At 52.2% G+C, this 14,331-nt stretch carries 14 protein-coding genes and 1 tRNA gene; 8 read left to right on the top strand and 7 right to left on the bottom strand.

The features are described from left to right. Positions 1 to 41: 41 nt before the first annotated feature. The 6 genes from JCM17207_RS06455 to JCM17207_RS06480 all read left to right on the top strand — a co-directional run bounded on the left by JCM17207_RS06455 (position 42) and on the right by JCM17207_RS06480 (position 6,724). Complete coding sequence (locus tag JCM17207_RS06455; RefSeq protein WP_238316802.1) at positions 42 to 722, top strand: vitamin B12 dependent-methionine synthase activation domain-containing protein; 681 nt, start codon at positions 42 to 44, stop codon at positions 720 to 722. Further along, a complete protein-coding gene (locus JCM17207_RS06460) occupies positions 712 to 3,132 on the top strand; it encodes a homocysteine S-methyltransferase family protein (protein ID WP_282449873.1) in 2,421 nt (806 codons plus the stop codon). The genes JCM17207_RS06455 and JCM17207_RS06460 overlap by 11 nt, the downstream gene beginning before the upstream one ends. A 464-nt stretch (positions 3,133 to 3,596) precedes the next feature. Further along, a tRNA-Leu gene (locus JCM17207_RS06465) sits at positions 3,597 to 3,683 on the top strand. 516 nt (positions 3,684 to 4,199) lie between these two features. Then, positions 4,200 to 5,096 (top strand): phosphoribosyltransferase-like protein, encoded by an 897-nt coding sequence (locus JCM17207_RS06470; RefSeq protein WP_238316803.1) that lies wholly within the window; start codon positions 4,200 to 4,202, stop codon positions 5,094 to 5,096. 12 nt (positions 5,097 to 5,108) lie between these two features. After that, positions 5,109 to 5,408, top strand: coding sequence for a hypothetical protein (locus JCM17207_RS06475; RefSeq protein WP_238316804.1), 300 nt, complete (start codon positions 5,109 to 5,111; stop codon positions 5,406 to 5,408). Positions 5,409 to 5,680: 272 nt separating this feature from the next. Then, positions 5,681 to 6,724 (top strand): retron St85 family RNA-directed DNA polymerase, encoded by a 1,044-nt coding sequence (locus JCM17207_RS06480; RefSeq protein ID WP_238316805.1) that lies wholly within the window; start codon positions 5,681 to 5,683, stop codon positions 6,722 to 6,724. Positions 6,725 to 6,797: 73 nt separating this feature from the next. Here JCM17207_RS06480 and tnpC read toward each other — a convergent pair whose 3' ends face one another. From tnpC to JCM17207_RS06515, 7 genes are all read right to left on the bottom strand, one after another. Beyond that, on the bottom strand, positions 6,798 to 8,378 hold the full coding sequence (tnpC, locus tag JCM17207_RS06485; RefSeq protein WP_238316806.1) for an IS66 family transposase: 1,581 nt from the start codon (positions 8,376 to 8,378) through the stop codon (positions 6,798 to 6,800). A gap of 153 nt (positions 8,379 to 8,531) precedes the next feature. Next, the gene (gene tnpB / locus JCM17207_RS06490) at positions 8,532 to 8,888 is read right to left on the bottom strand and encodes an IS66 family insertion sequence element accessory protein TnpB (RefSeq protein ID WP_238316807.1); all 357 of its coding nucleotides are present in this window, start codon (positions 8,886 to 8,888) and stop codon (positions 8,532 to 8,534) included. 1 nt (position 8,889) lies between these two features. Next, positions 8,890 to 9,255, bottom strand: a complete 366-nt coding sequence (gene tnpA, locus JCM17207_RS06495) for an IS66 family insertion sequence element accessory protein TnpA (RefSeq protein ID WP_238316808.1) — start codon at positions 9,253 to 9,255, stop codon at positions 8,890 to 8,892. 100 nt (positions 9,256 to 9,355) lie between these two features. Then, positions 9,356 to 9,628, bottom strand: a complete 273-nt coding sequence (locus JCM17207_RS06500) for a transposase (RefSeq protein WP_238316809.1) — start codon at positions 9,626 to 9,628, stop codon at positions 9,356 to 9,358. Positions 9,629 to 9,834: 206 nt separating this feature from the next. Further along, positions 9,835 to 10,788, bottom strand: coding sequence for a ParB N-terminal domain-containing protein (locus JCM17207_RS06505; RefSeq protein ID WP_238316810.1), 954 nt, complete (start codon positions 10,786 to 10,788; stop codon positions 9,835 to 9,837). After that, entirely contained in the window at positions 10,766 to 12,346 is a 1,581-nt protein-coding gene (locus JCM17207_RS06510; protein ID WP_238316811.1) for a relaxase/mobilization nuclease domain-containing protein, read from the bottom strand. The genes JCM17207_RS06505 and JCM17207_RS06510 overlap by 23 nt, the downstream gene beginning before the upstream one ends. Beyond that, positions 12,294 to 12,749 (bottom strand): plasmid mobilization protein, encoded by a 456-nt coding sequence (locus tag JCM17207_RS06515; RefSeq protein WP_238316812.1) that lies wholly within the window; start codon positions 12,747 to 12,749, stop codon positions 12,294 to 12,296. Before JCM17207_RS06515 ends, JCM17207_RS06510 begins: the two co-directional genes overlap by 53 nt. A 748-nt stretch (positions 12,750 to 13,497) precedes the next feature. On the opposite strand from JCM17207_RS06515, the gene tnpA (JCM17207_RS06520) reads away from it, so the two are divergent. Both tnpA (JCM17207_RS06520) and tnpB (JCM17207_RS06525) read left to right on the top strand, forming a co-directional pair. Further along, on the top strand, positions 13,498 to 13,833 hold the full coding sequence (gene tnpA, locus JCM17207_RS06520) for an IS66 family insertion sequence element accessory protein TnpA (protein ID WP_238316813.1): 336 nt from the start codon (positions 13,498 to 13,500) through the stop codon (positions 13,831 to 13,833). Further along, on the top strand, positions 13,823 to 14,179 hold the full coding sequence (gene tnpB / locus JCM17207_RS06525; protein WP_282449875.1) for an IS66 family insertion sequence element accessory protein TnpB: 357 nt from the start codon (positions 13,823 to 13,825) through the stop codon (positions 14,177 to 14,179). Before tnpA (JCM17207_RS06520) ends, tnpB (JCM17207_RS06525) begins: the two co-directional genes overlap by 11 nt. The last annotated feature ends 152 nt before the right edge of the window (positions 14,180 to 14,331 follow it).

Below are 14,331 nucleotides of genomic sequence, written 5' to 3' on the forward strand. Positions count from 1 at the left end.
CCCGCTGTATAATGGAAACCATTACAAAAAGGGGGTGCGGTATGCAGAAGAATATCCCTTGCCCGCTGGGGGTGGAACTCCCGGCACAGATCGACCTGGTGGAGGCGGCCCGGTATTTCGGGGCCCGGGGCCAGCCCGACCCCGGCACACTGGCTCTCTTGGAGCGGTGCGCCGGGCCTTTGCTGAAAGCCGCCGCCCCCCGGGCGGTCTGGCTGCGGGCCGGGCGGGAATCGCTCTCCGGCCTGATTCGGGGCAAAGACGCCGAGAAGCATCTGGCCGGCTGCGGAGAGTGCGTTCTGCTGGCCGTCACCCTGGGGGCCGGGGTGGATGAAGCCATCCGCCGGCTGGGGGTGGGGGACATCGCCGCCGGGGTGGCGGCGGACGCCCTGGCCAGCGCCCTGGCGGAACAGGTCTGCGACGCCGCCGAGGCGGCCCTGCGGCAGCTGGCGGCGGGGGAGAGTCTCTATCTCACCGGGCGGTTTTCGCCGGGGTACGGGGACTGGCCCATCCAGGTCCAGCCCGAACTGGCCCGGCTGCTGGACACCCCCCGGCGGATCGGACTCTGCGTCACCGACAGCTTTTTGATGACCCCCCGCAAGAGCGTCACCGCCGTGTTGGGCCTGAGTGAACAGCCGGTCACCGGCTGGCGGGCCGGGTGCGGCCAGTGCGCCCTGCGGGAAAAATGCGAATACCGAAAGAGAGGACAGACCTGTGAAGGCTGAAGATTTATTCAAACAAGACAATACCCTCCTGCTGGACGGCGGCATGGGCACCATGCTCCAGGCGGCGGGGCTGGCCCTGGGGGAGAAACCCGAGGCCCTCAACTTGAAAGACCCCGCCCTGATCGAGAGCATCCACGCCCGGTATGCGGCGGCGGGCAGCGCCATCCTCAACGCCAACACCTTCGGCGCCTCGGCCCATAAGCTGGCGGGCACCGGCTATACGGTGGAACAGGTCATCGCCGCGGGCATCGGCTGCGCCAAGCGGGCGGCGGCGCCCTATGGCGCCCTGGTGGCCCTGGATGTGGGCCCTCTGGGGGAACTGCTGGAACCCTCCGGAACCCTGGCCTTTGAGGATGCGGTGGAGGAATACGCCCGGATCGTCCGGGCCGGCGTGGCCGCCGGGGCGGATCTGGTTTTTTTCGAGACCTTCACCGATCTCTATGAGCTGAAAGCCGCCCTCCTGGCCTGCAAGGAGAACTGTGATCTGCCCATCCTGGCCAGCATGAGCTTCGAGGCCGGGGGACGGACCTTCACCGGCTGCACGGTGGAGAGTTTCGCCGCTACCGCCCGGGGCCTCGGGGCGGACGCCCTGGGCATCAACTGCAGTTTGGGGCCCAAGGAGATTTTCCCCATGGCCCAGCGGCTGGCGGCCGCTCTGCCGGGGGATTACCCGGTGTTTGTCAAACCCAACGCCGGGCTGCCCCGGGCCGACGGCAGCGGCTACGACGTCACCCCCCAGCTCTTCGCCCATCAGATGAAGCCCTACCGGGCCCTGGGGCTCTTTGCGGCGGGGGGGTGCTGCGGCACCACCCCCGACTATATCCGGCTTTTGAACTCGGTCTTTGCGGGCTGCCAGCCGGGCCGGGAGGCTCACCCCATGCCCTCGGTGCTCTGCACCCCGGTGGACTGCGTCACGGTGGACGGGATCACGGTAGTAGGGGAGCGGATCAACCCCACCGGCAAAAAGCGGTTCCAGCAGGCCGTCCGGGAGGGGGACATGAATTACCTTTTGGAAGTGGCGGTCAGCCAGGCCGAGAGCGGCGCGGCGGTGCTGGATGTGAACGTGGGCGTCCCCGGGGTGGACGAGCCCGCAGTCATGGCCCGGGCCATCAAGGCCATCCAGAGCGTGGTCAGCCTGCCCTTGCAGCTGGACAGCTCGAACCCCGAGGCCCTGGCCCGGGGCCTGCGGGTCTACAACGGCAAACCCATCGTCAACTCGGTGAACGGGGAGCGGGCGGTGCTGGAAAAGATTCTCCCCCTCTGCAAAAAATACGGCGCGGCGGTGGTGGGCCTGACCCTGGACGAGAACGGCATCCCCAAGGAGGCCGCCCGCCGGGTGGAGATCGCCCGCCGGATTCGGGATGCGGCCCTAGAAGCCGGCATCCCCCGGGAGGACATCTATATCGACTGCCTGACCTTGACCGCCAGTGCCCAGCAGGAGGACGTTCTGGCCACCGTCCAGGCCCTGCGAGAGTGCAAAGAGACTCTCGGGGTGCGGACGGTGCTGGGGGTCTCCAACATCAGCTTCGGGCTGCCCTGCCGCCCCTACCTGAACACCACATTCCTTACCATGGCCATGTCCGCCGGGCTGGACCTGGCCATTATGAACCCCGCCAGCGAGGAGATGATGGCGGCGGTCTACGCCTATAACGTCCTGACCAATCGGGACAAGCAGAGCGCGGCCTACATTGCCCGGTATGCGGGCCGGACCCTGCCCCAGGCGGCGGCCGCCGCAGCCCCGTCTGCCCCCGCCCCGGCGGAAGGGGCAGAGCCCGGGGGAATCTATGCCCCCCTGATGAAGGCGGTGGAGCAGGGCCTGAAAGGGGAGGCCGCGGCCCAGACCCGGGCCCTGCTGGCCGAGAAGGAGCCTCTGGCAGTGGTGGACGAGGCGCTGATCCCTGCCCTGGACGTGGTGGGGGCCAAGTACGAGAAAGGGACCCTCTTTTTGCCCCAGCTGCTCCAGGCCGCCAGCGCGGCCCAGAGCGCCTTTGAGGAGATCAAGACCGCCATCGCCAAAAACGGCGCCGCAGGCGGGAGCAAAGGCCGGATCCTCCTGGCCACCGTCAAGGGGGATGTCCACGACATCGGCAAGAACATCGTCCGGGTGATCCTGGAGAATTACGGCTTCGAGGTGATCGACCTGGGCCGGGATGTGCCGGTGGAAGCGGTGGTGGAAACCGCCCGGGAGAAAGAGATCCATCTGGTGGGCCTCTCGGCCCTGATGACCACCACTTTAAAGAGCATGGAAGAGACCATCGCGGCGCTCCACGCGGCGGGCCTCGACTGCAAGGTGATGGTAGGGGGCGCCGTCCTCACCGAGAGCTACGCCAAACAGATCGGCGCCGACTGGTACGCCAAAGACGCCAAGCAGAGCGCCGACATCGCCCGGGCTTTCTTCGGCGTATCGTAAAAAAAGAAAAACGTATAGGACAGATCCTGCCCCGCATATCATGGAAGTGAGATGCGGGGTATGATTTTGCAATTCGTTCAAATTCACAACAAAAAACTGCCACATATTTCCGGTACAATAAGGGTGCAGTCAGGGAAGCAGGCCAAACAACCCCAACATGGATTGCAAAGCACACTCCCGCCCGCCGAGGGCCCGCCCAGCCGGGGAGCCCCGCGGGATCAAATGATTTCCTGTTCCCCCGTCCATGCCAGGCAATCGCCGGACGGCGGACAGACTACCAACCCTCTCCTACACCCACAGGAGCTTTCATACAGACAGCGCCCGAGTTTTCCTCCTTTCTCGGGCGCTGTATTTTGTTTTAAAAAACTTGAAAAAAGTGCTTGACATTTTCCTTGCCCGTGGTATAATGACAAATGTTCCGAGCGACGCGAACACAAAACGCAAACGGAACGACAACGAAATATGCGGATATGGCGGAATTGGCAGACGCGTTAGATTCAGGTTCTAATCGGGGCAACTCGGTGGAGGTTCAAGTCCTCTTATCCGCACCAAAGAAACAAAATCCGAACCTTTTTCCTGTGGGAGAAGGGTTCGGGTTTTTGATTTTTTTAGGATCATGAAGCAGAGCGGTCTTAGGCGTATGATAAACAATCTCCTACGGCCTCCTTTTGTGAAGCTGCCGGAGGCTATCTTGTTTCTTCTAATTTGGGTTGTTTTGCGCCTGTGCAGGTGTTCCCCATTGGGATGCACTGGGCGGCGCGAATAGTCAATCCCTGCACACCATACCTCTAGTGCTTACAAGGGAGGAAGCTATTCAAAGAGGCTAGTATAGTGAAAAACATCACCATCTCAGTAGACCATATTGTTGAAGTTCTATTTTTTCCAGTATGAAGATCACCAAAAAAGACAAATTCCCGCAGCTTTCGCTCGATGATTGTAAATGTAAGGAGAAGCTTTTTACATAGAAGAATTTTCTCAAAGTGAAAATTTAGACTTTATTATTAATTCAAACTGTATTATAATATAGTTGATAATGTAGTGAAAAGTTCAACCAAAATAATGTTAATATGCAAAATCGTTCAATAAAAAAGAAAGCCAGTAATACTTTAAAGGAAAAATCTGCAACCGTAGAAGATGTTGCACGTGTACAACGTTTATTTGAAGAGAAAGGTTGGCCATTGGAATCCGGTGAATTTGATGACTTCTGTACAATGATCGCCAACTTGGCCAACGAAGCACAAAAAGAGTTGATCTTACAGCTATCCAAACGTTTTTGTTGGATTACCGCGAATGATTATTATCAAATGTTTGTGACAGCATTTGATCAGATGGTTAAAGCAAAAATTGGTGCTACTGTAAGAAAACTTACATTTACCATTCTTCCATTACTCCCGTCTGATAATGTGAATGATGTAAAAAGTGGACATTTTCTGTATTATTTAGTAAAAGCTCATTTGCCAAAGCTCCAAAAACAATATAAAGAAAAATGTGTCATCAGTTGTTTAGAAGGTGTTACAGCTATTATAGAAAATAATACTACTATGCAACTGAAAAAAATGTATAGCGATCCAGATATATTTATATGTCCTATAGATGACTATATTGGATCTGGAAATACCGTTTTGGATTGCTTGCATAATCTGGAGAGTTGGGGGATCCCAAAAGAAAAAATCACTTTTCTGGCTTTGGTATCACAAGAGCAGGGACTGAAAAAATGCGCCGATGAAGCTGTAAGTGTTTTTTCAACTATGCAAATGAAAAGACAAATTACTGATTATCCCAATTCAGAGAAAAATACTCAAGTAATGACTGAAATTGAAGAATCTATTAATATTAAAGATGAATTTCGCTTTGGCTATGAGAAAAGTGAGGCGCTCGTCAAATTAGAGCATACTCCCAACAATACCTTTCCTGTATATTGGTTTACTAATAAGAACAGAAGGACGGTCCCGTTTCCTCGATAGTAGGTAATTGGTATGAATGCTAGACTTTTGGTTAATATCATTATTTTGGCACAAGGCAATGCAAGTCTTACTAGCTTGAGAGAGCAGGGATATACTTATGCCCAAATTGCAAATGCAATCAGTGATGCAGAAGATATGGGATTTCTGGAACTTGTGAATAATAAGATCAGAGTCACAAATACAGGAAAAGAATACATTGAAAAAATAAATAAAACCCATTCTGCCGGAAGCGGTTTTTGGATTGTACCTCAAGGAAAAAATTATAGAAAACCTGTAGATAGAAATTCCATTATTTTTAGAAAGAAAAAATAACATCAAATCTTGGTCAAGCGTTTTGAAGTGCTCCATGCTAGAACTATATTCTGTAAGAATATAATGAATGGCGAGTCGTCATTCTTTGAAGAACCCCTTTTCGAGCCCTCAGGGATTCAAAGCAAAAGACGGAGCTTTTCCTTTGAATCCCTGATGCTTCGCAAGAGTTTACACTCTTGCTCAGTCGGTTACCATGTTTGACACATGGTAACCGGAGGACATTTTAAAGTAGCATGGAGTACTTCTAAGCGTTTGACTTAAATGAGGATTATATGATGGATTGGGATAAATTTAAAACCCAAGCGATACAAAAAGCCAGAGTTGATAGGATTCGTGATATTGAACTAAGGAGTTATCTATCGTACGCCGAAAAATTGGTGAAGCAGAATCTACCTGTTATTGTAGATGCTGCAAGTTTAGCAAGTTTCGTTGGGATAGATCTTCTCTATTTATGTCAAATGGCCTATGGAACAGAATATTTTTACAGAAGATTTCAAATATCCAAAAAAAGTGGTGGAATGCGTGAAATCGCAGAACCGCTACCAGATTTAAAAGCTGTACAAAATTGGATTTTAACGAATATATTAAATTACACCTCGGTTAGCAAATATGCTAAAGCTTATGTAAAAAATCAAAGTATAAAAAGCAATGCACGCTTTCATAGAGAGCAGAAAGTTTTAGTTTCAATGGATGTTAAAGACTTTTTTCCTTCAATTAAAATAGAGGATGTCTTTAAAATTTTTGTAAATCTTGGTTATATAGAAAACGTCTCTTGGTTTCTTGCTCATTTGTGCTGCTTAAATGGAGAATTGCCTCAAGGAGCTCCAACGAGTCCATATCTTTCTAACCTAAGAATGAGAAATTTCGACAGTGAAGTAGGCACTTATGCACTTGAAAATGGTTGGAGATATACGCGTTATGCAGATGATTTGACATTTTCTGGAGATGGAAATGTTAAAGAATTAATTCGGACTGTATCGGGTTTACTTCTAAAGAATCATTTGTATCCTAACACAAAGAAGACTCGAGTTGCACGACAAAATACACGTCAGGAAGTAACTGGAATTGTTGTAAATAAAAAGATCCAAACAGCCAAACAGTATAGAAAAAAGATTCGACAGGAAGTCTATTATATAAAAAAATATGGTTTGGATTCACACTTGACTTTTTGTCAGATCAGCCAAAAGAATTACTTGAATCATTTACAGGGTAAAATCTTATATGCGCTTTTTGTCAACCCAAAAGACAAAGAACTCTTGGAATATAAGGAATTTATTTCTGATCTTTTGATAAAAACAAAAAGTTCATTAAAATAAAGGGTAAGCGCTCCATAATCCCCCGTGAGGGATAAAGAAAAGAGCTCCCATAAGGATCTCAAATCGGTTAAAATTATTTGAGTTTGCAATACTCGGGAAGGCTTTCAGCCCAGGGGAGCAGCGGAACCAGTTGTTCCTCGGTAGGATTTTCGCCCAGTTTGGGCAGCTCCTGCAGCAGGAACAGTAGGTAACCAAAGGGATCCAGACCATTGTGCTTGGCTGTCTCGATCACACTGAAACATAGGGCACTGGCATCGGCACCCTTTGCGGTGTCGCAGAACAGAAAATTCTTGCGCGCCATCACGAAAGGCTTCACCGTGCGTTCGGCAAGGTTATTGGTCAGTTCCAGGCGGCCGTCCAGAAGCACGGCGCTCAGCGCTTGCTTCTGGTTGAGAGAGTAGGCTTTGGCCTTGCTCAGCGCAGTGCCTTCTGCCGCCTCGAAGCTGTCCAGCAGTTCCCAGTAACTGTTCAACAGCGGCCGGAGTTTTTCCTGCCGCTGCGTAAAGCGGGCCTCTGGCGATTGGTCTTTCCAGGCCTGCTCCAGGGAGAACATCTCCTCAATCAGATGAAAAGCTGCCTCGGATCGGCTTCCCTGTACCGGCTTGCCGTCCACAAAGCATTCCACCCACTTGCGTCTTGCGTGAGCCCAACAGCCCACATGGGTCACGGAATCCAGACAATTGTAACCCGAATAGCCGTCGGTCTGGGTATAGCCGGAGAAGCCCTGCAGCATCTCTTTGGCTACCCGGCCTGAACGGCTGGGACTGTACTGGTACAGTGCAATTTTCTTTTCGGCAGAACAGAACACCCACATCTGGGACATCTGACTGGATTCCCGGCCATCCTCTTTCAGGACATGGACGCGGGTCTCGTCCACATTCACAATGTCCTGCCGCAGCAGCTCCCTGCGAAGCTGCTCATACAGGGGCTTGAACCAACGGGCACTGCGGATTACCCAGTTGGCCATGGTATTGCGCCGAAGATCCACACCCTGCCCCTTCCAGTAAGCCTCCTGGCGATACAGCGGAACTCCGTTCTGGAACTTCTCCTGCATGATATAGGCTACCGTGGAGGGAGCCGCCATGCTTTTCTTCATCACTGGAACAGGAGCTTCGGCCTGCCGGATATAGCTCTCCCCAGTCTGGGCTTCACAGTGCGCACATTTGTAGCTGGCGGCATAGTAATCCACCACATACACCTGGGCCGGCACAATCACCAGTTCAGACCGGACAAACTTTTCTCCAATCCGTACCATGGTGCTGCCGCACTTGGCGCAAATCTGTTCCTGCTCCGGCAGCTCACAGACTACCTTCTTGTGTTCCAAGCCTTCTGTCAGTTCTTCTTTGGTCCGTTTCGCTTTCCGGGCATGGGCCTTCACCGGGGTCGTTTTTCCCGGTTCCGGAGCAGATGCATCGCTGCAGGCTTCCGCTTCATTGAAGAAGTCCAACTGTTGAGCGTCCACATACTGAATCTGCTCACTGGATTGCCCAAACATCCGTTTGCGCATCTGAACCAGCTGTTCATTCAGGGACTGCATCTTCACCAGCTGTTTTTCCAGTAACTGCTTCTCCTGCTCCAGCCGCTGTTTCTCTTGCTCCAGTGACCGGATATACGCCGCCACTTCCGGCGGAAGATTTTGGGTATCCAGATTCATGGCGGTTCTCCTTACGGGTGGATTTTCTGTTTCCATTATACCGAAAAAAGTGCCTGAACACCAGGAAAAGACGCATTCCTGGATGAGAAATTTCTTGTGGAAAACCGCCGCTTTTCAGGCAGAATATTCCCCGAAAACGGCTTCCCTGGTGGATTATACCAGCTCTTTCGGGCGTCCGGGACGGATCGCCCTGGGCTGCTCAATATTCAGCCCCTGCATGAGCCAGGTGAACTGCTCCCAGGTCAGCGGCTTTACTTCCTGGGCATTCCGCGGCCATTGGTAACGGCCATTGTCCAGCCGCTTGTACAGCAATACAAAGCCGTCTGGTTCCCACAGCAGCGCCTTCAGCCGGTCACAGCGTTTGCCGCAGAACAGAAACAGGCTGCTGGAATAGGGATCTATCCCAAAGTTCTGCTGCACAAAAGGGACCAGGCTGTTCAGTCCCTTGCGCATATCGGTGTAGCCACAGACAATATACACGTTCTTGGCCTGTCGGATATCTCCCAGCATCTTAAGCCAGCCCTTTCACCAGCTTGACCAGGTATTCTATGGGTACATCTGCCGGCAGATAAATGCGAACTTCTCCCTTTTCGATGCAAATACCAGATGTCCCTGCCTCGTCTGCACAGCAGTCTGCAGACGATTTGGAAGCAAGTACTTCTTCACCTGACTTTTGGATCTGTACCGGAACAATTTCCTGGCCCGAAAGAATTTCTCCTGCCAGTTCATCCCGCAGCAGCCCCTGCCATCTCATGAGGGTTGAATATTTCACGCCGGCCTGTGCGCACCACTCCCGCTTGTTCTTTCCACTGCGGGCGCACTCCTGCAGCAGGCTAAGGTAGTGCTGCTTTTTTAATTTCTGATATTGATTGCTCATTTTTTACCCCTGCGAGACTTCTCAGATTTCTAAGACTTCTAAGACTTTTGATACTTTCTCTTATTTTCTCACAGGTCAGTACTTTTTTACAGTCGGGGGATTATGGAGCGGTTACAATAAAGGTGCGCCCCGAAGGACGCACCTGGCTTGAAAAAAGCTGTCTATGTATGGCAGGGCGTTCCCCGGCGGGAACGTCCTGTTTTTCTTTTGCCGAACAGCGGGCCTGCTCTGCCTGCCATACGGCAAAGGCTTTCTGGTCTTCCTCATTACTGAAGCTTTCCAGAATCGCCGGATAAAAACATCGGGCCAATCGCTCGATGACTTCGTCCGGGTAACAAGAGTTGTTTACAGCTTTTTTCTTATTCAACGACACCTCCTGTTCTGGTCCACACACCCAGTTGATCGGAAGCTTTGAAGCCCCGTGTGGAAAAGCCGACGTTCATACTTTGAAAGCCGGTAAATTTTACAAGCAGGAACACAAAACATGTGCCCCATCCGGCATTTTCTCCCAAGTTTTTAAAGGAAGTATAAACCAGCCCACCTCAATCCCACCCTAACGGAGCTGGACAGAATGAAAAACTACGCCGATTGTTCTTGTTCTGACCCTAGCACTTCTGACAGGCTAAAACCCAACGCAGCCAGATACGCAAGATGCTTTTCCAGAATAGCCTGGACCGCTTTTCTCTGTTCCCATGAGGTAAGAAGCGTGGGCGTTTGTTTGAAGATAGTCTCCCAGCTTTCCTGCATGGCGACTGCAGCATCAGCAAGCTGATTGTAAATAGAGGAAGTTTCCTTATGGGCTGGATTGCTCTCACCTGGGGGTGGTGCCAATGACGGGTCGCTTAGTGAGCTTTTCTCTGGCTGAAACGGTTTCTGCTTGGCGGCAGGCTTTGCCCTGGACTGGGGGTTTTTGATCTGCTCCAGAAGGGCATCATAATCCTCCGGCCTGGCCTTGGCCAGCCGCTCAAAGAGTGCGTCCGGCGCTTTCAAATCGCCGGAAAGAACCCGCTGCCGGATGCCAGGACACAACTCCTCTGCGAGGTCCACACCTGCGGCGAACAGCGCTGCCCGGCGGACGGCACTGGCGCTGATATGGTTTTCCCGTGCGATCCGCTCACAGGTTTTCTCGGAGGTTTGCTGGTGTTCATTTTGAGCATCAGCAGACCGGACTGGGAGCGTGTGCTGGTTCCCATGAAATCCATCCTGCTTTTCAGCGTCGTACTGTTTACCTACCAGAAACTTTTTCTGTTCGGGCGTCAGGTTCCGGCGGCCAAGTTGGTGTTTGCAAATCCAGACGAGGACTTCATCTCTTGTTTCCAGCTCCAAGTTACGGACAATGCATGGGATTTCCGGGTGGCTTTGCAGAATTTCATAGCGGTTGTGTCCGTCCACAATGGTGCCGTTCCAAACAAGGATCGGAGCCAACAGCTCGCCTTCGGCCAAAATGTTTTCCTCCAGCTGTTTGCGTTCATCCTGGGTCAGGGGTGGAATCTGTGCCTTGAATTCAGGGTCAATGTGCAATGTCTGTGTCATGCAGCCCTCCTTCCTGTACCTGGTGGCGTTCGACCTGCCGAAGCATGGACTCCAGATTATGCTGCGCGTTGCTGAGTTCTATCCACGCCTTTTTCGCTTCACGGTACGCCTCATAGAACCGGGCCTTTTCCGAGATCAGCTGTTCGCGCTCGGCTTCGAGCTGTTTCAGGCTAGGCAGTTTGGTAATTTTTTGGGCCTTGAAATAGGCAGCTGCCGCCTGGTAAGCTGTCAGTTCGGCGCGGTGTTGTTCCCGAAAGGTTTCCGGGTTCTTTGCTGTCTTGATTTGCTGGGCAAGCTTCTTGTTCTGGACATAGGCCAAAACATGGCGGCTTAGTTCCTGGTTGGCTTTGATGCGGCCCTCCAGGTCTTTCACTACCTTGAGGGCTTCGTCGCGCTTTTCCTGAAGTTCAGCAACCCGAGCGTTTAGTTCTTCCTCGCTGTTCAGATTGTACCGGGTGAACAGTGCCAGGGATTTTGCCATCTGCTTGAGATTGAAAATCTTGGCCCAGTGCTCGTAGCCGGCGCCCTTGTCCGCGGCCAGCTTGGCCTGAATGTCAATCAGACGACTGATGCGGTCGGGGTTCGGATCGGAGCGGCGAAGGCTGGCAGTTTTCTTTCGCTCGGCATTTTCAGCGAGAACGGCCAGAACCTTTTCTTTGGAAAAATCATCCCCCAGCTTGCGGGAGGAGATGGGCTTGGTCCGGTCGGCAGTTCGATAGCTGAACCGCCCCCGGCTCTCACTGACGGTGACGCCATGCTCCTGCAAAAGCTGAGCGGAAAATTCCTCAAGACTCGTAGCCTTCGTCAGAACAGAACGGATTTGCCTCCGAAGGGTTGCCTTCTCGGTTTCGAATTTGGTTTGCCGGATAGGCTGGCCGGAAGCGGCTGCCTTCTGGTTGGCGTGGTCGAGGCGGCGCTGGCCGCGCCGCTGCGCCCAATATTCCTTTTCGGTAATCCGTTCGCCGGTGCCGTTTAGCAGGTCGATCTGGTAGAGTCCGGCCTCCTGACAAAGCTCCATGGTCTCGACCCGCAGATGCCGGAGCATCGCGGCGGTGCAGCGGTGCTTCATGCCCTCCTGCCAGTCGCAGGGCTTTTCCATATAGGGCTGGCGCGGGATATCTCGCACCCGGACGCTGCAAATGACGATGTGAACGTGGATATTCCCGGCTCCGTTGTGTCCGTCGGGGTGGGAGCAGACAATAGCGGGATGACCCGGAAAGTTTTCTTTGCAGAATTGCAGGCCAAGCGCCTGGGCTTTTTCCAGGGTCAATCCATTGTCCGCAGCATCCCGCGGGTCGAAGCTGATGATATATTGGTGAGTCTTCACATCGTCGGGAGAGAAGTTCTTTCCGTACTTCCGGTTTGCCAGTAGGCAGGCCATGGCAAAGGACTGCCCGCCGCATTCCAGAGTGTCCAGTAAGTACTCCTCCCGTAGCTTGGGGTGGCCGTTCTCATCCAGAATCGGCAGGCCGGTGTACTCGTTGTGCTGAAAGGTCAGGTAATGTTCAGGCGCTGTTAGATCGGAGTTCTTCGAGCTTGTATGCTTGATGGTTGCCATACAGTTCTCCCATCTTTTTCTCGGCATCCAGCCGGAAGAGTGTGAGGGCGGACAGTTCGGTCAAGAGCTGCGCCCGAATTTGTTCTGAATCTTTGCCGCCGCTGTTGAAGTGACGGGCAAGCTGGTTCAGATTGCTGCCGATCTTGCCGCATTGCCCCAGAAGGTCAGAGAGAATGTTCAGTGCTTCCTCTCCGCCGCCAGTGACAACAAGGGTTTGCTTGATGGGCTGACTAAGCAGGGAACGGCGAATGAGAGTGGACATATTGACGCGGAGAAGTTTGCAGAGGAGTTCCAGTTCCAGCTTCTCCTGTTCTGTGACCCGGAACTTGATGAGCTTGTTTTTCCTCGGTGTGCCGTTGTGCTGGGGTTTGTGTCTAGTCGAACGAATGCTAGGCTTGGTCATTGTACCTCCTTGCTGTTTGACTAGCTCCTCTTTGGAGCTATGTATGGCGGCACAGCCGAAGATCGCGCGGAACGCGAAATGTGAGCAGGGTTTGGGGAAGGCACTCCCCAACAAGTACGACCAGATCGTGGGACGCAATTTCAATTTGTGAAATTGTGGCCACAGGTCGATACTTGCTTTCCGCTTTTTCCGTAAGTTTGAAAATTTCCATTTCAAAACGGTCTCCAATCGGTCAAAGTAGGGAGTGCACAGTGTCTCCTTCTTGGTGGGGTTGCCGTTCTAATCCGAATTAAGTTCCTGCCCCTGTTTTGCAGCGGCGTTGTCACGCTCGCCCACATTTCTGCGGAGTCATGGCGCTATATCCTATCCGGACGGCTGATACAATTGTCAAGGTACGTATAAAGAATTGCGAACCGGTTGCCCAGCTGCAAGTCTCTCGAAAAGAAAAGGCTCCACAGCACCAAAAGATTTTGTCGTGGGTGGATGGCGGCAAAATGGTTTGGTGAAGCTGCGGAGCGGCTGCTTTAAAAGGTAAAAGATTTATTTCATAGTATCATATATAAAATGTTATTGTCAATACAGAAAATTCTGTGAAACTCAGATAAATATAGTAAGCGCCCCACGAAATAGCGTACTTGTCAAGCCCAGTCTCCCAGTGAGAGAATTATTCCATGTAGTGGGCGTGTATTTTTGAGACCACTCTTAAAAATACACGGCCTCGGTGAGAAACCCCGCAGAGGAGGCAAACATGGAAAAGAGAGCAATGGCAGTTCGGGAAGAACAATGGATTCAAACCATCGCCGCCGCAAAACAGAGCGGCCAGCCCATCAAAGTCTGGTGTGCAGAACATGGCGTTCCTTTGTCCAGCTTTTACAAGTGGCAGCGGAAAATGAGAGATAGCCTGCTGACCAAAGAAAAGGCTGAAATTCAATTTCAGGAGCTGGAAGTACCGCAGAATATATGTGGTCCTGCAACTTCAGATCGAATCCTCTTACATATCCAGGATATCCTGGTAGAGCTTCCAGCAGGTGTAAGCGCAGAACAGATCAGCGTAGTTATTCGGGGAATCCGGCATGCTGGGTGACATCAGCCGGGTAGATCATATCTATCTGGCCTGTGGATACACGGACCTGCGGCGCGGAATAGACGGATTGGCGCAGATCGTACAGCAGCAGTTTGAGCTAGATCCGTTTTCCAACAGCCTGTTTTTGTTTTGCGGCAAACGGCGGGATCGAATCAAGGCCCTGTTGTGGGAGGGAGACGGATTTGTTCTGCTGTATAAGCGAATGGAGAATGGCGGAGGATTTCAATGGCCCCGCAGCTGTGCCGAGATGCGGAGTTTGAGCTGGCAGGAATTCCGGTGGTTAACCGAAGGCCTTTCCATTGACCAGCCCAAAGCAAACAAGAGCATAGAACGGTGCGTTTTGTGAGGCTGTTAGCGTTCAGCTGAAAAAACCATTTGGGGCTCAATAGAAATCACCAAATCCGGGTCAAAAGAAAAAGCCATTACCCAAAACCTTTCAAATCCTTTATACTGAACAGTGACCAAACAACCCAGTAGAAAGGATGAAGATGAAAGGAA

It is taken from the genome of Faecalibacterium gallinarum, assembly GCF_022180365.1.
In the GTDB taxonomy this organism is placed as follows: Bacteria; Bacillota; Clostridia; order Oscillospirales; family Ruminococcaceae; genus Faecalibacterium; species Faecalibacterium gallinarum.

Bases quoted from the DNA above. Each gene is read 5' to 3' on its own strand.
- JCM17207_RS06470 (WP_238316803.1), top strand. From the start codon at position 4,200: ATGCAAAATCGTTCAATAAAAAAGAAAGCCAGTAATACTTTAAAGGAA.
- tnpA (WP_238316808.1), bottom strand. From the start codon at position 9,255: ATGAGCAATCAATATCAGAAATTAAAAAAGCAGCACTACCTTAGCCTG.
- JCM17207_RS06480 (WP_238316805.1), top strand. From the start codon at position 5,681: ATGATGGATTGGGATAAATTTAAAACCCAAGCGATACAAAAAGCCAGA.
- tnpB (WP_282449875.1), top strand. From the start codon at position 13,823: ATGCTGGGTGACATCAGCCGGGTAGATCATATCTATCTGGCCTGTGGA.
- JCM17207_RS06475 (WP_238316804.1), top strand. From the start codon at position 5,109: ATGAATGCTAGACTTTTGGTTAATATCATTATTTTGGCACAAGGCAAT.
- JCM17207_RS06505 (WP_238316810.1), bottom strand. From the start codon at position 10,788: ATGACACAGACATTGCACATTGACCCTGAATTCAAGGCACAGATTCCA.
- tnpA (WP_238316813.1), top strand. From the start codon at position 13,498: ATGGAAAAGAGAGCAATGGCAGTTCGGGAAGAACAATGGATTCAAACC.
- JCM17207_RS06515 (WP_238316812.1), bottom strand. From the start codon at position 12,749: ATGACCAAGCCTAGCATTCGTTCGACTAGACACAAACCCCAGCACAAC.
- JCM17207_RS06510 (WP_238316811.1), bottom strand. From the start codon at position 12,346: ATGGCAACCATCAAGCATACAAGCTCGAAGAACTCCGATCTAACAGCG.
- JCM17207_RS06455 (WP_238316802.1), top strand. From the start codon at position 42: ATGCAGAAGAATATCCCTTGCCCGCTGGGGGTGGAACTCCCGGCACAG.
- tnpC (WP_238316806.1), bottom strand. From the start codon at position 8,378: ATGAATCTGGATACCCAAAATCTTCCGCCGGAAGTGGCGGCGTATATC.
- tnpB (WP_238316807.1), bottom strand. From the start codon at position 8,888: ATGCTGGGAGATATCCGACAGGCCAAGAACGTGTATATTGTCTGTGGC.